Here is a 20,272-nt window from a genome sequence, read left to right on the forward strand (position 1 = left end):
TGATTTATTAGTTTGTTACCAAAACCCTATAGAGACGCGAAATTTTGCGTCTCTACAACCCAGCAGAATTAATGCGATAGACCACTAGTGGTTTGTCTCATAAGTTCTGATTTATTAGTTTGTTACCAAAACCCTATAGAGACGCGAAATTTTGCGTCTCTACAACCCAGCATAATTAATGCGACAGACCACTACTCTGACTAAAGCAAAAATATCTATAAAAAACCATAATTATCATCTGCTTGCAAATTATGCAAACTAAACACTCACAATACAAAAGTCACAAGCGATTTTGTGACTTTTGTACTATTATTGCTAGTACAGTGTTATAATCTAAATAGACCAAGCATCTCTCTACTATTAAGAAACGGACAAAATCAGTGGAAAGCTTATAAAGTAAGCTTTTTTAATTTTACGTAGCTCTACTAGTACAGTCCGGCGGAAATAAATTACCATGTCATTACAGCTATAAAGCCCACAATTAAAGCATGGGTGGCTATTGACTATTGACTTTTGCCCTGCGGTGCTAGTCTTCTCTTTCGCCAAAAACTGTCTGTAAAATTACTGGAATACCCCCGTCTTGGTGATATTTATCTGCCCAGGCACGGATAATTTCATCTAATTCATCCATAGCCTGTTCCATTTTTTCTGGGAGGATATCAAGTTCTTCTAGCAAGCGCATGGCATTTCGTCGCCGTTCTGCCCAATTTTTCATCATGCGAAAATACCGAGCGGTATCTTCTACCATGATGTAAGTGCGTTCTTGATCGTCTGCGGGGGCATAAAAAGGACGGGTAAGAGCATAGAAGGGCATTCCCCAAGGAGAATCAATGCGTGTTACCGTTCCTGAGTAGAGCAGACGGCGCTTGATATGCTCACCCAAAGCTTCACTCAAAGGCATTTGGTGTTCGGGTGGCAAGTCTTCTTGCGATCGCTTATGCAAAAACTCAATCAAATCCAGAAACTCAAAAGAGCTAACTAACTGAGCGTCAGGTAAGTTACTGGGCAGTTTTTGCTCAATTTGTCTTTTTTCTTCACTTGTCAGACTTGTACCAGGAACGCGCGATCGCCCCGGTTGCCAAGGATATTTTTCTAGCCAGACATAAGGCAATTGAATTAAATAGCGTGGTTCTTGAGAACCTAGCATCTTTAATAGTTTGCCTTCTGTTAGAGCCTGTCTGACTTCTTCGACAATAATTTTTACCCGTTTCGGCTCTAGGTGGTGCAAATGCCCTGTCATCCGCAGGTTTTGCCCCTGCTCTAGATAGGTCATGTAAATCGCACACTTTGCTGCTGTTGCGGCTGCGTCTAAAAATGCCCCATGCCTGTGCCCACTCGTCCGCATGGCACTAAAAGCCAGATAAAGCATGATCTGATCCATCGCACTGGGGTCAAGACGTTTGATCAGATCTATGTCGTTACTCATATTACAGACAATTGAATAGCACGTTTACAGAATTTTTAATGGATTGAAAATAGGTAGTATACACCTGGCTGAAGGCAATGTTGTCACTTCAGACTATATTAGTATGCGATAACTATGAAATCCGTGGTAGCCCAAACTACCATTTTCTATATTTTCTGGTATTAAGGCAGATTTAGTTGTGGTTACTATAACTGTCTGAAGCATTTGACCAGAAAATTATAGACATCACCAAGTTCAGCTTGACGACCGTTTCCCTCCCAAAAGTCAACTGTATTGCAAGTAATCTATAAAGCTTTTAAGTTATCTGAGGTTTTTTATCTTTCTAGAGCAACAACGTCAAGCTATTTACACCTTAATTATGGCACTATGCCGACTCGGAGTAAAAACTAGTTTGCGCGGTTCATCTGGAATATCTGTTACTCGAAAAAGATAGTTTTTATTCAGCTTTAACGAATTATTTTTAGCATACAAATGACTAGAAATAATTGGGACTGGTCTAAGAAAAAATCGCTTCCCAGGTGTAGAAACATTCAGAGGTTAAGCCATACGGCTCGTTGCGAACTATGATCATTGTTCACAACCTCCAGTGATGTCTCGCCAGTATAAGCCGTTGGCTTGAGGGAAGACAGTAGACATCAAGTAGAGCAATTAATTCCAATTTACAAAATACCTGTTGTTTTTTCAATTCTTGTTCTTTATCATATCATTCTTTTTTCAGTTTATAACAAATTTATGTGTTTCAAACTTGATAAACAATCTCTATTTAAATACATTTATATTATTTCTAAATCAAGGTTTGATGACATTATTTTCTCCTATTAAATGCGATTTACAATTACCTTTTTGTGTTGATAATTTTACACAGAAAGCCTTAATTGACTCTGAATTAATTGCATAGTTATTAAGGTTTTTTGATTATGCCAATAGCTAGATAATTAGTTATTAGTCAAATCCAAATAAATAAAACATAGTGGATTTTATGATTATTTAGATATTTTTTTCATGAAAGAATTTTAAATTTTCATGATTTAACTAATTCATTGGCTATTTTTAAGTATATTTTTACCTCGCTGTTTTATATATTTTACGGATGTTGAATTGCGTAAATAAAAAGAAGAGAATCCGCAGCAAGCTACGATATAAGCTTCTTTTTCTAGGCATCTGGGCGATACCTACGGTGGGCTACGCCTATGCAGACCAAATTGACTAGTGCAGACCGACATAAATAAAGATACCATTTCACCAAACATAATAAGTTAAGTGGGCATGAATAATTAAAGGTTTATAGTAAGCGGCTATAACCCTATTTTAAGGTCTGAAGGTCTACTACAAGTCAATTTAATTAGCTTTACATTCTGTAACATAGTTCATTTTATTCTTGCCCATTTACTGAGTCTACCATGCTTAAAAACCGGGTTACTCTAAATACTTCTGCTACTTCTTCATCTCATAGTTCCAAAACGTGCTGTAATGGCATTAACTCCTTGCCTATCTTCTTTGTGAGCAAGTACTCGTACTAAATTGCTTGAATCAGTACTACTCGTACTGCTTACATATACGTGTTTACCTATCTGTATCAGGCTAAATTCCTAAAAATATATTACAAGTCAAGTTATTCTAATTACTGTTGACTCATCTATTAAGTGCTGTCTCCACCTATAAGTAGGATGGCGTAAATAATGCGGTGTACCCTAGCGGGGAAGCAAGCTACGCGTAGCGTTTCTAGGAGAGCGCCTCCAGCCGCTCACTACAAACTGATTTCAATATTGGTGTTGCTGATTCCATGTATGAAAATGATTTTGCATAATACCAAAATCCTTGTAGAGAGGTAGCAGTGCTACGTTTCTACATCCAGATTTATACTTCAATTCAGCAATGCCTCAATATTTTTCACATTACATCAGTTAATGTAGTTTGAATTATTCTCACCGACTTAAATCGTAAATTATTGGTAAAAATTGAGATCCCCGGCTTCTCACAGAAGCCGGGGATGTTGTTTTTTCAAATGATTTAGAGAAGTTGCAACTAGGCGTATTCGCGTCAGGATTTATGCCCAGAGTGATGGGAGCCATACCTCCCACCACACCTAAACTGATTGAACTTGTCATTTAATTGGTGGGATTAGAGGGTTTAACCTGATTTCGCATTGTTTCAAAGCTGAAAGCGGCCGCGCCAAAGGTTACTAACAATACTCCTAGAATTTGCACGATATCCAAATTTTCTTGAATGATTAGCCCAGCGAAAATCACGGTTAAAACTGGGATAGTACCACCGATAAGTGCCGATCGCGAGCCACCTAGTTTACTAATACCAACATTATTCAGCAAATAGCCAGCAAGAGTTAACACACCCAAAATAAATGCACTTAAAACCAGTTCCAGCATCTTAGAGGGATCAACTACCAAGTTCCAATCGCTCGGTAAAGGTAGCATCAAACAGATGAAGCTCAACAGCAACATGGTGGCGAAGTTAATCAAAGTAAAAGTCACGGGATGCAGTTTGCTAGCACAAACCCGCGTCAGAATTATGTAGGCTGCAAAAGCCACGCCGGAAAGAATGGCGGCGCTGCTTCCCATTGAAGTATTACCCATACCTGGGTTGGGAGAACCTCCTAAAACCAATAATTCACCGCAGCAAATTGCGGCGATCGCACTGATGCGAAATAGTGTAGGGCGATCGCGAAACAGAAACCACGACAATAAACCACTAACCATCGGATAGATAAAGAACAGTCCGATCGCCATTCCAGTTGTGACTTGAGCGATCGCAATGTATATGAGAACCTGAGACAAAAACAAAAAACAGCCACTCACAAATGACAACAGCAAAATCTGCTTGGTAGCTGCACTAGCAGGTGTGGGATTTCCTCGGACTGAAGCGGCCAAGTTTTCTAAGTCTTGCCATAAGGTTGGGTGCAGTATCGGAGATAACAATACCATCAGTGGCACTACTACCATAAACCGTAGGGTCAAAATTAAGAAAGTATTGCCCAAAGTCGGCGGCAGCAAGCGCTCTACATCTAATACTCCAAAAATTTGGGAACCTTCGTGGAAAATTATCTTGATGGCTACGTTATAAAGTGACGATAGCACTGCTGATAAGACAATCAATAATAAACCGATTTGGAGCGACGATGAGCCAGAGGAATTGCGCGATCGCGATTGTGGGGATTTTGCTTCCGGCTTTAGCGCAGTAGAAGGCGGAAATTTAGTTTTGCTCGGTGACACGTTCCTGCGGAGGAGAGAAATTGATTCAGCAGCGTTTCTCCTTCGTGAAGGTTGTATTGCTTCCGGCTGTGGCACAGATAGAGTCGGAGGCTCTGATGTCGTTTCGTTTTCCGATAAGTCCTTACTGAGGACAGAAATTGGTTCAGTAGCGTTTTCTTTTGGTGGCGGAACTATAACAGCATTCGACTCTGATTTAGTTTCTCTCTGGGACAAGTCTTGGCTAGGGACAGAAATTGGGTTCGCGGCGTTTTCTCTAACAACAGTCGATTCTGATGTTATTTCCCTTTGGGACAAGTCTTGGCTAGGGACAGAAATTGGGTTCGCGGCGTTTTCTCTAACAACAGTTGGCTCTGATGTTGTTTCCCTTTGGGACGAATCTTTACTGGTGATAGAAATTAAGTTAGCGACATTTTCTCTAAGAACTGGCGGTTGTGATGTTGTTTCCCTTTGGGATAAGTCTTTGCTGGGGGCAGAAATTGGGTTCGCGGGGTTTTCTCTAACAACAGTCGGCTCTGATGTCGTTTCCTTTGGTGAAAATTTATTAGCGATCGGAGAAATTGGCTCAGAGGAATTTCTTATTATTTCGTTAACTTGTGGCGAGGATGCCTCAAAAGAACTGTTTTTTTCTGGCTCAGTAAACTGCAAAACAGTAGGTATACCTGCTGTCGCTGGTTTGCGTGAAGCGACTTCAATAGTTTTGTCTAGTTCTCCATGCAGGCGATTAACAAACTCCGCCAAAATCGTTTCCCCTTGCTGCTGCTGGCTGTACATCCGTGACAACTGTTGGGAAAGATTACTTTGATAGTTCTTCAGCTCCTGTTGCAGCGAGTTAAAGGTAATAGTAACGGTGTCATCCAAGCTGTCAAACATGTGTTCGACTTTTTCATTTATTTCACCTACTACATTGCTGCTTACTTCAGCCGACTTAAGCGCAGCTTGATCGTAAGACTTGCCCTCTATGGTTTGGTTAGCTAAAGTTGCCAGAGAGGATTGCAGTTGGGAAGATATATGCTTTGCCAGAACTTCTGCCAGTTGCCGAATTAACACTTGCTGCTCAGTAATTTGGCGCACTTGTTGTAAATGCTCTTTTTCCTCTACTAAGCTTTGAATCTCATCAGATAATCGGTTTTTTTCTGACTGAAGTCGCTTTACGTCTTCCTGCAATCCTCTGAGGACATTTTGCTGAAGATTTTCTAAATCTTCAACTACAGCCCAAAGAGCATTTTCTGCTGCTCTGGATAGCTCGCCTCTGACTCTTGGGTTTTCTGGTTGCTTCTCGAATCGCCCCATTAGCTTCTAACCTCTAACACCTTGACGATAAAGCTGCTTCCGGTACACTTTATTGACGCTCATACTAACTTCATGTATTTTGTCAGATAAATTAAAAATTTTAACAGCACTTCCGCATTTCAACGTAATTCTGTCATACTGAACACAACTTGGCAAAGCATAAAATTTACCTTACTACTTAATACACAGTGTTTTCTTCAGGATTGACAAGTATTTTGTCATTCGATTTTGGACTTTGGATTACCCGTATGGCTGTAAGTCGCTTCAACTCCAACCTGTTTTGTTTTGGTCAGTTTAATTTATATCAACTATTTGCTAATGAGATTTTTACTTTTAAATAAATCTCACTCCAAATAAACATTTATTGTTTTGCTACCAATAGTAATTGTCAAAGGCTTGCAGATGGGTGCATTATTGCCACAAAATCGTCTGACTCAAGAGGCAGGATAGCAGGGGAATTCTAGTATCTTTCCGCCTGCCACAAGGATTTGAGAGCAAATAAATTTACTTATTATGTATGGGGATTTCCCCCCTGCTCCCAGCAAGAACTGCCCCTTTTCCTCTTCTTGACTTGCAAAATTAACTGTAAATTCGTGTGGAATGTAACTTGTGTGACAGTTTATATCTCTAAATGGAGATTAAAGTATCTTTCTGTGGAAATTCAAAGTTACGTTATCCCCTGCACAACATTCTAATGAATGAGCAGCAGTTCTGCAAAAACCCGCTTTTTTGGCGTTGTTGCAGTCTAGGTTCTACTTTGAGTAGATGAAGTAGAAAAAAATTTAGGAAAATATTAATAATTCTTAGAAGAACAAAATCCGGGCGATGCTAAAGATGGCAGCGCTAAGGACGGCACTCACAGGGATTGTAATTAGCCATGCGGCGGCAATACCTTTTAGTGTTTGAAATTTAATCGACTTGATATTTTGCACTAGTCCAATACCGACTACACCGCCGACGAGAGCGTGGGAAGTGGAGACTGGTAAACCTAGCCGGGAGGCGATGAGGATGGTGGTAGCAGTAGCAAGTTCGGCACAAAATCCACTACTAGGTTGTAAGGCAATAATGTTTTCGCCAATAGTGGCGATGACTTTTTTACCCCAGACAGCTAAACCACCAACAATACCAGCACCACCAAGGATTAAAATCCAAATAGGGATGGTGATACCATTTGTAGGTACGCTACCAGTGCGATTAATGTAGATGATCGCAGCTAAAGGAGCGATCGCATTTCCCACATCATTAGAACCATGAGCAAAGGCGACAAAGCAAGCACTTAGTAGTTGGAATCTTCCGAATAGTCTTTCTACGGGATTAGGGATTGGGGACTGGGGATTGGAGACTGGGGATTGGATAGACTCTTCTGTTTTCCCCAAATTTTCCAATTGTTGCCAACTAATGATTGTCAGTCCAACTGCTGCCACTGCACCAGTTAACAGTGGGATGTCGTAAGGGGGGATGTTGAAACCAAGCTCAATTACAAAATTGGTTAGCGGTTGAGTTAGCGATGGTAATACAATTACGCCGAATATACCTAGCAGCGCAGTACTCAACCAGGGAATCCATTCTTGTAACTGCACGACTTGATTGGGTTGATCTAAAATCCAATGCTTGATTTGACTATAAAATAAAGCAGCGATCGCACCACTAATTAATGGCGTTAAAACCCAGCCAATGGTAATCAAGCGAATTGATGACCAATCAATTGCACCTACTCCCAAAGCTACCCAACTAAATCCAGCGATCGCACCTACAACCGCATGAGAAGATGAGACTGGTAAACCTCGTGATGTGGCAATTTGCAACCACACACCGCAGGATATTAGTACCGTTATCATCCCAGTTACGAATATTTGGGGTGTAGCTGCGAACAAGGCGGGATTAGCAATTTTCGTTGCGAGAGTTTCCGTTACCTCATGTCCAAACAACACAGCACCCGTAAACTCTAAAACCCCAGCAATTATCAGTGCTTGTTTGAGAGTAACAGCTTTGGAACCTACAGAGGTTCCCATCGCGTTAGCGACATCATTTGCTCCGAGATTCCAGGCGACATAGAAAGCTAGTAGAGCTACGAAAAGTAGGGTAATAAGCATTTTAGGGAGATGAAGGAGATGAGCCAATACGGTTCGGACAAGGTTTTTTGATGACAAGCTCTAGATCGCAAAGAAGCGCTGAATGAATCGCCGTCTTTACAATAATCAGTCCTTTGTAGAGACAGCGATTTATCGCGTTTCTTACCTTAACCGAACCCGAACCGTATCGGGAGATGAGGAAAATGAGAGAGAAAAATTGCTTCCTTATTCCCCTCATTTCCTTTTTACGGATAAATTAAGATTTTATAAGTATCGGGTGTAGGTGCGATCGCTTGCTCAACAGCTGCTGATAAATCTTTTAATGGATAGCGATCGCTAATCAACGCTTTTACATCAATTCGCTGATTAAATACAATATCGGCTGATAAACTCTGAAGCCGATAAGATGAGCTATAACTTCCTATCAAGTCAATTTCTCGACGGTAGAGGATATTAGGGTTAATGGGAATTTCCACCTCATCAGGGAATTCGGCGAAAAATAATATTTTGCCACCTTTGCGAGTACTATCAAGTGCTTGAAAGAAAGCTTTTTCGCTAGGAACAGCCAGCAGAGTAATATCAACACCCAGTCCACCAGTTAGGGCATGGATTTTTGCTGTTAAATCGGGATCGCGAGCATCAAAAGCCGCTTCTGCACCGACACTCAAGGCTTTTTCAATTCTAGAGGGTAGTAAATCGGTAGCGATCGCTTTTGCTCCAAAATACTTCACCAACATAATGAACATTAACCCAATTGGCCCAGCACCAGTAACTAATACAGTTTGTCCTGGAGCAATTTGAGCTTTTCTCACTGCTTTCAAGCAGCAGTTTGTCGGTTCTACAAAACTCGCTTCTTCAAAACTGATATTATCCGGGATAGGAATCAGCCCGCCATTTTCCACAATATGTCCGGGAACCTTGACATAATCGGCAAAACCGCCACCACTAGCGTTAAAGCCTGCGGTAGTGGAGATGTTTTTATAAACATCGCACATAGAGAAATTATCATTTAGGCAGTAGGCACAACGCATACAAGGGATGTGGTGCATCACTGCTACCCGTTGTCCAACTTGCCAACCTTTGACATTATTGCCTATTGCTGCGATCGTGCCGGCAGTTTCATGTCCAAAAATGCGCGGCGGTTCATACAGTGGATAACGAATTTTCTTAATATCTGACTGACACAATCCCACAACCCGCACCTGTACCAGCACTTCATCTGGTTCTAGGGTTGGAACTGGGATATCTTCGTAAGAAAGTTGATTAACGCCTCTAAATATCTGTGCTTTCACGTTGGTTTTTCCCCGCTCAACGATACTAGATGTAACATTAGCAGTCAACGTTCGGCTATGAAGTTTGAGATTTTTGGATTTTAGCTTGTTCTAGTTCTTGTTCTAAGCTTTGTTCAAATATTTGGAATGCTTTGACATCCGGCGATGAAAGCTTTCCTTCTATTTTACAATTTTTAACTTGTAGAATCTTCCCTCTACTATCTTTAGCAGTAATTGTTAAAATTTCCTTGTTCCGCCATACCCGATATCGTTCGCCCTCCAAATATTTGCCACTTTCTGGTGATGGCCTTCCTACTATATTTAAAGCTTTATTTGTAGTATTGAAAATACTCTCGCCGTATTCATGCAATAAAATTTTTGCAGTAAATCCAGGTATCTGTTTACTTAATAATTCAAGTAGTTCATCAACAGTCTGGGGCTTCCTTTTATACTTTGATGACTGTCTCTGCACTACTTGAACCATTTCTTCTGGATATTTATCAAATAGATCACTCAGAAAATTATCAGGTGAGTGTGCTTTTATATTCAAAGGAGCCAAAGCACTAGCACTAAAGTCCTTGAGATTATTAGTCACAATAATATCAGCCCTAGCTATTATTGCAGCAGCAAGAACGTGACGATCTTTAGGATGATTAGTCATAGCTGCCTCTATTTCCCAAGGTACTTGTTCAACCATTGCTTCAGGAAAAGCTGTTTTTATTGTCTCCTGTAGTTTTTTAGCTAGTTCGGCTGATACCATCTCCTTAAGAACAAGCTTGTCCATTGCTTCATTCAAGATTTTCTGTGACCAATAGGGCATATATAAGCCAAACTCAGCAGTGGTCAGCAAAGTATCTCGAAGGTACATTGGAAAAAGAACACAGGCATCTAATATCACACTGAGCATAGAAACTTTTCTGAGTACTTATTCATCATACTCATACAGACCAGTTTCTTCACTCATATCAACTAGCTCCTGTAAAAGTTGGTGACGTTTCGCATCCCTTTGTTCCTTATATTTTCTCAAATCCCTAAAACGAACACGTCGATGTGTTCCCACGGTGGCATAAGGAATTTCACCCTGCTCTAGTAACTTGATTAGATAGGGACGTGATACATTGAGAAATTCGGCTGCTTGTTGTGTCGTCAATTCCTGCTCTTGAGGAACTATAGATATAGCCTGACCTAATGCCATCGCATGGACAACTTGACGCAGCACCTGATAAACAGAATCAGGTATAACAATTTCTTCTCCGTTTGTACCTACAAGTTTTGGGTGGGAGCCTTCAAGTTTTAGAAGACGTTCTATTTGCTTGATTGATTGGGTTTCTTTTTCTTGAGCAATCACTGACTCTGTAGGCAGGTTTTGCCTAGATATGATAGCCATTGTGGTGAACCTCAATTCTCTTGATAATGTATCTATAATAATATATTCTACATTACATAAACGCAATATCCGAAACAAAAATGAATAAATTATTGGGAAAGAGGTAAAAGAGCCTTATGATTTACCCTCTGTAAAAAGAAGGTATCGATCACCTTGATGTTGGGTCAGTTAATAGACGGACGAGGGGAATCAATTATAGACGCTATTTGGAGTACGTAAACGAAATATCCGAAAAATAAAATTTCTTGTTTGATCCCAAGCTATCTGGAGAAAATATGTCGAAACTCCAGTGAGGCTAAAGGATGGTTCATCAGGCGTATACTGTGGATATGTTGGTTGTCTGTGGAGGAACTTAGGAACCAGAGCAACGTACTGGCTCCACAACCTACGAATCAAGGAATTTTTCGATTTGGCATTTGCGTAGTGTCTCCTAGACAAGGTATTGACTACATCAGACATTAATTTTTAGTCTTAGGCTTAGATGCAAGTACCTGAACCGATTTCCCATCTTGGAGAGCATCCGTTGGATTAGTAATTAACCTAACATTAGGGCTTAAACCAGAAACAACTTCAACTTCAGTACCATAATCTCGTCCAAGCTCTACTTTCTGGTACTTAACTTTCTTTTCCTTCGTCACAGTGGCTACTTGTACACCATCTGCATTAATCACTAAGGTATTAGCTGGTACTAATAGAGGTGGATTAGCACGTTCAGTCTTAAAAGTGACTTCAGCATACATCCCAGGACGCAACATATTGTCTGAATTCTGTACTTCAATTTCAGTCAAAAGGGTATTAGAAGTAGCATCCAAGGCATCAGCAGTCCGAATAACTTTACCAGAAAAAGATTTTTTCGGTAGCTCACGAACACGAACAAGCGCATTTTGTCCAGGGTGAATTGATTGCACAAAAGCCTGAGGAACATTAATTCGGATACGTAAATTATTTGTCTGAGCAATCTTAAATAACCAGGAATTTCCACTATTATTATTGCTTCCCGCAGAAATTAAAGCTCCTGAATCTACATTGCGAGCAGTAATTACACCCGCAAAAGGGGCAACAATTTGTTTGAATGATTGTAAAGCAGTTATCCGTTGTAAATCTGATTTACTAACACTCCTACTTGCGATAAACGCATTAATGTTAGCTTTTTGGGAATTAATAGCTGCAAGAGCAGTATTTACACTTTCTTGGTCTGAATTAACGCGAGCAATTAAAGTATCTACATTAGCTTGACTTGCATTAAAAGCACTTTCACGTTCATCGGCAGCTTGTGTAGTCACCGCTCCTTGCTTTTGAAGTAATTGCCAACGTTGCCAAGTTTGACGTGCTAGTTCTAGGTTAGTACGTGCTTCGGCTAATTCTGCCTGTCTAGCCTTTAAGTTAGCTTTTGTCTGAGAAAAATTACTTTGCTTTTGTGCTAAATCTGCCTGAACTTGAGCGAGATTAGCCTCAGACTTTGCCAATTCTGCACGAGCTTGCTGTATATCTTGGTCAGTTTCCGGCGCATCAATTATAGCTAGTAGCTGCCCCTTATTTACACGTTCGCCAATATCCACTAATTTTTTTTGTAAATAGCCACTGGTACGGGCATAAATTGTGGTTTCTTGGCTGGCTTGAATACTGCTAGGTAGAACTAATTCGGTGAAATTAGCAGCAATTTTTGGTTTAACTACATTGACCGAAAAAGCTTTTTTTGTTGTAGATTTAGCGAAAGCATTTAATTCTGATTGCTGTTGTAATCGAGGTATAATACCAAGTGTTAAAAGCCCACTGATAACAAACGTAGTCGTAGCAATAATGGTGATAAAATTGAAGCGACTTTTTTTATTTGCCGCAATTGATGCGATTTCAGAATGATCAACTTTGGTATTTTCTTGAGTATCCATACTATAGAGTTCTATTTGATTTATTGATTTATCGAAATTTTTTAAGAACACCGACTTATTAGAGAAGTCGGTGTTCTGATTATTCATAAATAATTTAGCGATTAGCTACAGTTAATTTGATAGTAGAAGATAGTTCTTCCTCTAACTCTAAATTTTGGGGTTGTTTTCGGCGCAAAATACTGTAAATTACGGGTACAAAAATTAAAGTTGCCACTGTTGCTGCTAATAATCCACCAATTACAGCACGTCCTAAAGGAGCATTTTGTTCACCACCTTCTCCTAAACCAAGAGACATTGGTAACATCCCCATAATCATGGCTCCAGCAGTCATTAATACTGGACGCAAACGGGTATAACCAGCAGCTAAAGCCGCAGAAACAGCTTTTTCTCCTATTAAACGTTGCTCATTAGCAAAGGTGACAAGCAAAATACTATTGGCAGTAGCAACCCCAATACTCATAATTGCACCCATTAAAGAAGGTACACTAAACGTTGTATTTGTCACAAATAGTATCCAGACAATTCCTGCTAAAGCATTTGGTAGTGCCATCATAATAATGAATGGGTCAATCCAAGATTGAAAATTAACTACTATTAAGCAATAAACTAATCCAATGGCAAATATCAATCCGACTTCTAATCCTAGAAAAGATGAATTCATCGTTTCTACTTGACCTTTTACGATAATTGAACTTCCGCGTGGTAACTTCTGCTGAAATTGTCCAACTATTTTATAAATATCGTTGGCTACACCACCTAAATCACGACCTTGAACATTGGCGTAAATATTAAATACAGGCTGTACGTTGTAATGATTAACAACAGCAGGAGCTTTCCCACGTTTTACAACAGCAAGATTGCTTAAAAGTTGTGACGAGCTAGAACCGTTAGCTACAGGAGTATTCTGAATTTTTTCTAATGAATTAAGTTTGTATTGAGGAACTTGTACTGCTATTAAATAACTAACTCCTTTGATAGGATCGAGCCAAAAATTAGGTGATGTTTGACCACTAGAACTTAATGATGTGAGTAGGTTATTGGCAACATCTCGTTGAGTTAACCCGCTACGTTGTGCTTGAGAACGATCTACATTAATACGTAGGTCTGGGGCATCAACGACTTGATGTAAATGAACATCAACTGCTCCTGGAATTTGAGCTATTTGATTTTTGATTTGTTTAGCAATTTTGTAGTTATCCCGACGATTTTTAGCTGGGCCTATGACCTGAATATCAATAGGGGCTGGTAAACCGAAATTGAGAATTTGAGTTACTATATCCGCAGGTTGGAAAAAGAAGGTTAATTCAGGAAATTGGGCGGTTAATTTTTGGCGTAGTTGTCTAACATATTGCCAGGTTGAATGATGTTTACCTTCTTTAAGACCGACAAGAATTTCTCCATCACCGGGACCGATGGTTGCTGTGTCGCTAAAAGCCAGGTTGACTCCACCTACAGGTAGACCAATATTGTCAAGAATAATTTCTAATTCTTGCTCAGGAATGACTTGGCGAATCTCATTTTCAACTTGAGTAAAGATCTGTTCTGTCTTTTCAAGTCGTGTTCCCGCAGGAGCGCGGACATGCAACCGAAACTGACCTGCATCTACTTGCGGAAAAAAATCTTGACCAACAAAAGGTAGTAAAACTAAGGCACTTACCCAAAAAGCACCAAACATCGCAAAAACTACACCGCGATGATTTAGAGCTTTGGCTAAAGTATTTCGATAGTTTTGGCGAAATTTCTCAAATTGGCGGTTAAACCGCTCATGAATCCGCCAGAAAATATCTTTTTTAGGAATTACATGACTATTATCATTATTCCCTAAATTTTCATGTTCAGTATAAAGATGTAGTTCCTTACCAAGCAGAAACTTTGCCAACATTGGTACTACTGTACGTGAGAGTAGATAGGAGGCAAGCATGGCAAAAACAACCGCCATTCCTAAAGGCATAAATAGCGATTGTGCTACTCCTGTTAAAAAGATAATTGGGATAAAAACAATACAGATTGCCAAGGTAGAAACGAAAGCCGGAACAGCTATTTGTTGTGCGCCATCTAAAATAGCTTGTTGCAGAGGTTTTCCTTCCCCCAAATTGCGGTGGATATTTTCAATTTCTACTGTGGCATCATCAACTAAAATCCCAACTGCTAGAGATAGACCTCCCAAGGTCATAATATTTAGAGTTTGTCCTATCAATCGCAAAGCAATAATAGAACAAAGAATTGATAAAGGGATGGAGATTGCCACAATTAAAGTGCTGCGCCAACTGCCTAAAAATAATAAAATCATCGCGGCAGTTAAACAAGCAGCAATTAATCCTTCGGTTAAGACTCCGTGGATGGAAGCTTTAACAAATATCGATTGGTCAAATAAGATTTCTAAATCTAATTCTTTAGGTAATGTAGCTTGAATTTTTGGTAGTCTTTCTTTGACTCTAGCTACAACATCTAAAGTTGAAGCACTACCATTTTTGAGAATAGTTAATAAACTAGACCTTCGTCCATCTCGACGAACAATGTTATTCTGCACTGCAAAGCCATCATGGACTTGAGCAACATCACGTATATAAATTACAGTGCCGTTAATTTGTTTAATGGGTAAATTATTTAACGCATCTAAGACTTGGGGACTGCTATTGAGTCGAACACTATACTCGCGATCGCCTAATTTGGCATTTCCCGCAGGTAAGATAAGATTTTGGGCGCTGATTGCGGTTGTTACATCTGTAGCGGAAAGACCTTTGGCAAATAGCGCCTGTGGGTCAATATCTACCATAATTTGCCGAGGTTTACCTCCATAAGGTAACGGTACAGACGCGCCTTGAACAGTCGCTAGCTGAGTCCGTAGAAAATTATTGCCGTTATCGTAAAGTTCTTGCTCTGATAGTGATGTGCTGCTAACACTTAGCTGAAGAATTGGCACATTTGAAGCATTGTAGCGAATAATTAAAGGAGGTGTAATTCCTGGAGGTAAAGCTCGAAGAATTGTTTGAGTATTAGAGGTAAGTTGAGCTACTGCTGCTTCAATTTTTGCTCCTGGTTGGAAGAAAACTTTAATGACGCTAACACCATTGAGTGATTGTGATTCGATGTGTTCAATATCATTAACAGTGGTTGTAAAAGAGCGTTCACTGGTCGTAACAATACGCTGTTCCATTTCTTCTGGTGATACGCCACCATAAGACCAAATTACACTGACAACAGGAATATTAATTTCTGGAAAAATGTCTGTTGCCATGCGCGTAATAGTAACTACTCCTAAGACAAAAATAAGTATAGAAGTAATTACAAAGGTGTAGGGACGACGAAGAGCAAGTTTAACAATCCACATTGTTTTTTAGTTTAAATTATTCTTTCTTCTTCAATCAGGACGCTTTACACTAAAGTTTTAATTTTTATTAGGGACTTTCAAATAAAAAATATTCGATTGTAATTCCTTGTTACAAACTGTTGACAGTTAATGATCACCAAATTCAAGCAGGATAATTTATTTTTTGGAATTCCCTTGATTCATTGCCAAATTAATATTTGCTGAACGCTTTTATTTGTAATCAGCTATACTCAAATGCAAGCATTAAAAGTCATTTACTACTGTAAACCGATAGACTTGCAGTATTTTATGTGAAATTATCTTTGCATACACTTGTGTAAAATGCAAGATCCTTCTTATATTCCATTTAAGCTAAAACGTAGTATCTTATACAGAAACATCGGCAAAGTTGATTTATAGAGGTGAATTATAAAATGAGAGCCATATCAAGATAAAACAAACTTTGCAAGCTAACTCTTGTGGATGATTTTGACGAAGATCGCGATCGCAGCGCTACGATACCACTTTTTCTAAGAGAGAAAGGTATGTTTCGGCTTGCGTAACGCTGTATTATTTTTGAATATTTTCTCAAGATTTTTTCCAATACGGTAGCAATGACTATTCGCCATGCGACTGAAACTGACTTGCCTGCAATTGTGGCAATTTATAATGCTGCAATACCTAGTTGCATGGCAACTGCTGATTTAGAGCCAGTATCTGTTGAAAGTCGCCTTCCTTGGTTTAAGGCGCGATCGCCTTCACAACGCCCACTTTGGGTAATCGAAGTGGAGGGAGTAATTGCTGGATGGTTGAGTTTCCAATCCTTTTATGGGCGGCCTGCCTATAGTAAGACTGCCGAAATTAGTATTTACATAGCCCCTAGCTTCCATCGATGTGGTTTAGGACGACAACTATTAGCACAAGCAATTAATGAAAGTCCTAGTTTGGGTTTAAAGACTCTACTATGCTTTATTTTTGCCCACAATCAACCCAGTTTAAAACTTTTTGAAACATTTGGTTTTCAACCTTGGGGACATTTACCTAAAGTTGCCGAAATTGACAGCGTTGAACGGGATTTAGTAATCATGGGACTCCGAATTACTAAATCTGTTGTTTAATTTCATAACTTAAGAAAGAACTTAGAACTTAGTAGTCAAAATATAAACCTATAAAGAGATAGAGCAACTAAATTTATTTTCATAAATAAATTCAAAGATGTATTTTCAGACATGTAGTGCGTAGAAATATAACATCCTTGTTTAAATCTGCTAAATTTATTTATGGGGTATTCTAAATTCTGAATTCTGACTCCTGAATTCTTCTTAACAACGCTGCAACTGCGTTAACAATACAACAATTTCATCAATTGCCTGCCGCACTACTGTTGCAGGTTGTTCCGATTGATTGACAAGAATACTAAAAATCAATGGCTCATATTTAGGGGCATTCATATATCCAGATAGAGAAACTACACCCGTTAACGTACCTGTTTTTGCTTGGACAATCCCCTCAGCAGGTGTATTTTGAAAGCGTCCCTTCAAGGTTCCACTTTTAGCAGCCACAGGTAAAGATGCGCGATATATATATGCTGTTGGTGTTCTTGCGATTCCTCGCAAAGTTTGTACAAAAGCTTCTGGTGTTACTAAGTTACGCCGTGATAAACCTGAACCATCCACTAAAATATAATTTGCTGGATCAACTCCCAATTTAGTTAAACTCGCTTTGACAACTTCCAAACCGACATCAGCACTAGTTTGATTTTTCAGTTTGGGTTTTTCTACAGCTAAGGCTCTCAACAGTGCTTCAGCATAAAGATTATTACTATTTTGAAGAGTTTCCATTAATAATTCAGATAAAGGTGGCGACTCTACAAATGCTATTTCCTCTTGATTGACACCACCATTTGCTACTGATATTTGTCCTAAAGGAATTTTTTCTGTTGCCAAAGCTGTACGGAAGCGCCGTAAGAAGTAATAATTAGGGTCAACTACAGGCAAATCTATCAAAGACGGTTCAGAATTCGTTGTCAGTTGTCCTTGAATTCGTAATACTGTTCCTGATAATTCACGGGTAACATTGACGTAGCTTGGTTGATTTTGGGCCACGGTTATTGACTGATTAATTATCCGCCACTGTCTCGCCTCGCCAGGATCAATCCACACCACTTGTAAGGATTTACCTACAGTCTGCGGTACAAGTTTTAAGCTAAAAATATTTTGATTTAAAATAAAGCTGCTGACTGGTGCGCCATAGTCTGACTGCACATCTTCCCATTGCCAGGTGGAGTTAACAATATCACCTTGAATATAACTATCATCAGCTATCAATTGTTGAATTTGAGTAATACCTTTCTGTTTTAGCTGCTGTGCTAATGTTTGCAGTTGAGTATCACTTAAACTGGGATCTCCCCTACCGACAACCCGTAAAACACCATTGCCATTCTGATAAATAGAGGTGCGAATCCGAAAATTAGCACCCAATTGCTGCAATGCAGCTGCTGTTGTTAGCAATTTGAGGTTAGACGCGGGAGTAAAGTATTTTTGAGCATCCCGACTGTAAAGAATTGGCCCCGTTGACAGGGGTTGCACTAAAATTCCCCAGCGCACCCGACTAAATAAGGGACGATTGATTACAGCATCTATAGCTGTTCCCAGTTGGCTAGAGCAAATTGATTTTGTAGTAGTTGTTGGCGCGACTTGGGTTTGTGCTTTCGCAATAAAACTAAATCCTATCTGGCTAGTCAAAAATATTAACAAAACACCCAGTGGTTGATTGAAAGCCTTAAGTTTCACCAATTTTCCTTATCCTAAAGAGAGATATTTTTACTTTCCCAAAAACTTCTTTCCGGAGAGAGGAAGATTGGCTCAGTAAAGTTACTTAACTAGTATAAGGAAGATGTTCACATGTTTCATAGATGGGCGATGTCTACGACGGGCTGCGCCTACGCACAAACATAATTTATGGGACTACAAAATAGAAACATAAGTCAATCTGCACATACAGAAATACGAAATCGAGGCAATGGTGTGAGTACATTTTTATCTGGTGTAGCTGTATTACTCTCTACTTTGGCTTTGGGATGTAGCGGCTATGTAGCTTATGAAGTTTTCACGTTGCAGCAGACAATAAATGCTAGTAACACAGTCAGCAACACCATTCCTACTCAAGTTCTAAGTCCTACAGCTACAACTTCTCCACAAGTAACGGCCTCATCATCCCCAGCTACTGCTACAACTTCAACAATTAGCCCTGGTCAATTTTCGCAGCCTGCTTTTGGCAAAAAGGCAGAAGTTGAGTTACTTTCAGCAAAGCGAATTAAAGATCCAGAAACTGGAAACCGTGATGTGGTAAATCTGCAAATGCGTATTCGTCGCCTTGCCACAGACGGAGTTGTTGGTGGTGATATTATATCGGTTGCTAGTACAACAGCCCGCAATCCTGAGACTAGCGTAACCTACAAAGGAGTTGCTCTCAATCGCTCAACAGGAAGCGTTTCTTTGTTCCAAGTCCGTCCACAAGCGTCCGCAGATGCTTATATCTGGCTAAGAGTTCCCGATGGTGTTAACAATTTGGACATTTTTGTGCCAGATACAGCCGCATTTAAAAATGTACCAATTTCTAATTAGTGGTCTATGGAATTAATTTTAATAACGTGCAAAATTCCCAACTTCTTTATGAAGTCAGGAATTTGAATAACTCAACTCAATTAAAATTATTTCTTACTCTAAATTAGCAACCCCAAATTAAAGATGCTAGATGGTTGAGGCTGTAATTGAAAAAGGATTACTCCTCTTCCTCTTCATCTTCGTCTTCGTATTCTTCCTCTCCGAATACTCCATCAATAAGTTCTTGGGCGCGTTCGTCTGAAATATTTAAGGCTTCTTGAAGCTCAGAGATATAATCTTGTTCGTGTTCGGGAACTTCTTCGTCAATCCCTACCACTAAAATAGCTGTGATGTATGCTGCTTCGCGATAATTTCTGTTGGGTAAGGATTCGATGGACTGGGCGATTAAATCTTCTGGTTCTTCTTCTTCAATCAAACTGACGACTTTTTCGGTCAATTCTTCAAAGTCTTCTTCAGAATAATCTTCAAATAAGCCAACCCGACCAAGAAATTCACTTAAAGCATATTCTTCTGTTGAAGAAATACCTTCACCGTCAGCCGCAGCTGAAAATAGTCCAAGAATGGCGATCGCAACTTCTGGTTCTAGAGCAACTGAACTAACACTACGGCCATTTGGCAACTTGCGTTTAGACATAATTATCCTTTAAAAGTTACGTGATATTTCAGGAAGTCATATTTTGCGGTTTCTCTAGCTTCCTAAATTTAGGATTCCCAAAATAATGCGGGAATGTACATTAGGATGAATATTTATTTTCATGAAAAATACGCAGAGAA

General features: G+C 39.5%; 12 protein-coding genes. 2 read left to right on the top strand and 10 right to left on the bottom strand.

What is annotated here, in order from left to right; all coding sequences use genetic code 11:
• Positions 1-526 precede the first annotated feature (526 nt).
• The 8 genes from hetR to RMZ43_RS34835 form a co-directional block, all read right to left on the bottom strand.
• Positions 527-1,426 (bottom strand): heterocyst differentiation master regulator HetR, encoded by a 900-nt coding sequence (gene hetR / locus RMZ43_RS34800; protein WP_322656042.1) that lies wholly within the window; start codon positions 1,424-1,426, stop codon positions 527-529.
• A gap of 2,108 nt (positions 1,427-3,534) precedes the next feature.
• Complete coding sequence (locus RMZ43_RS34805; protein WP_322646927.1) at positions 3,535-5,943, bottom strand: EamA family transporter; 2,409 nt, start codon at positions 5,941-5,943, stop codon at positions 3,535-3,537.
• Positions 5,944-6,746: 803 nt separating this feature from the next.
• Positions 6,747-8,036, bottom strand: coding sequence for an inorganic phosphate transporter (locus RMZ43_RS34810; RefSeq protein WP_322646928.1), 1,290 nt, complete (start codon positions 8,034-8,036; stop codon positions 6,747-6,749).
• 224 nt (positions 8,037-8,260) lie between these two features.
• Positions 8,261-9,307, bottom strand: coding sequence for a zinc-dependent dehydrogenase (locus RMZ43_RS34815; protein WP_322647132.1), 1,047 nt, complete (start codon positions 9,305-9,307; stop codon positions 8,261-8,263).
• 55 nt (positions 9,308-9,362) lie between these two features.
• On the bottom strand, positions 9,363-10,193 hold the full coding sequence (locus RMZ43_RS34820; RefSeq protein WP_322646929.1) for a PIN domain-containing protein: 831 nt from the start codon (positions 10,191-10,193) through the stop codon (positions 9,363-9,365).
• Positions 10,194-10,211: 18 nt separating this feature from the next.
• Positions 10,212-10,673 carry a helix-turn-helix domain-containing protein gene (locus tag RMZ43_RS34825; protein WP_322646930.1) on the bottom strand — a complete coding sequence of 154 codons (462 nt, stop codon included), beginning with the start codon at positions 10,671-10,673 and terminating at the stop codon, positions 10,212-10,214.
• Between the two features lie 458 nt (positions 10,674-11,131).
• Positions 11,132-12,649 carry an efflux RND transporter periplasmic adaptor subunit gene (locus RMZ43_RS34830; RefSeq protein WP_322646931.1) on the bottom strand — a complete coding sequence of 506 codons (1,518 nt, stop codon included), beginning with the start codon at positions 12,647-12,649 and terminating at the stop codon, positions 11,132-11,134.
• 7 nt (positions 12,650-12,656) lie between these two features.
• Complete coding sequence (locus tag RMZ43_RS34835) at positions 12,657-15,893, bottom strand: efflux RND transporter permease subunit (RefSeq protein WP_322656040.1); 3,237 nt, start codon at positions 15,891-15,893, stop codon at positions 12,657-12,659.
• 593 nt (positions 15,894-16,486) lie between these two features.
• Between RMZ43_RS34835 and RMZ43_RS34840 the strand changes: the two genes are divergently transcribed.
• On the top strand, positions 16,487-16,990 hold the full coding sequence (locus RMZ43_RS34840; protein WP_322646933.1) for a GNAT family N-acetyltransferase: 504 nt from the start codon (positions 16,487-16,489) through the stop codon (positions 16,988-16,990).
• Positions 16,991-17,194: 204 nt separating this feature from the next.
• On the opposite strand, the gene dacB is transcribed toward RMZ43_RS34840, so the two are convergent.
• Positions 17,195-18,664 carry a D-alanyl-D-alanine carboxypeptidase/D-alanyl-D-alanine endopeptidase gene (gene dacB / locus RMZ43_RS34845; RefSeq protein ID WP_428850968.1) on the bottom strand — a complete coding sequence of 490 codons (1,470 nt, stop codon included), beginning with the start codon at positions 18,662-18,664 and terminating at the stop codon, positions 17,195-17,197.
• 234 nt (positions 18,665-18,898) lie between these two features.
• Between dacB and RMZ43_RS34850 the strand changes: the two genes are divergently transcribed.
• Positions 18,899-19,498: a hypothetical protein gene (locus tag RMZ43_RS34850; protein ID WP_322647133.1), complete on the top strand. Its 600-nt coding sequence runs from the start codon at positions 18,899-18,901 to the stop codon at positions 19,496-19,498.
• A gap of 157 nt (positions 19,499-19,655) precedes the next feature.
• Here the strand turns inward: RMZ43_RS34850 and RMZ43_RS34855 are convergent, their stop codons facing one another.
• Positions 19,656-20,132: a tellurite resistance TerB family protein gene (locus RMZ43_RS34855; RefSeq protein ID WP_322646935.1), complete on the bottom strand. Its 477-nt coding sequence runs from the start codon at positions 20,130-20,132 to the stop codon at positions 19,656-19,658.
• Between the last annotated feature and the right edge of the window lie 140 nt (positions 20,133-20,272).

This window comes from Nostoc sp. CmiVER01 (assembly GCF_034531135.2).
Lineage (GTDB): Bacteria > Cyanobacteriota > Cyanobacteriia > Cyanobacteriales > Nostocaceae > Nostoc.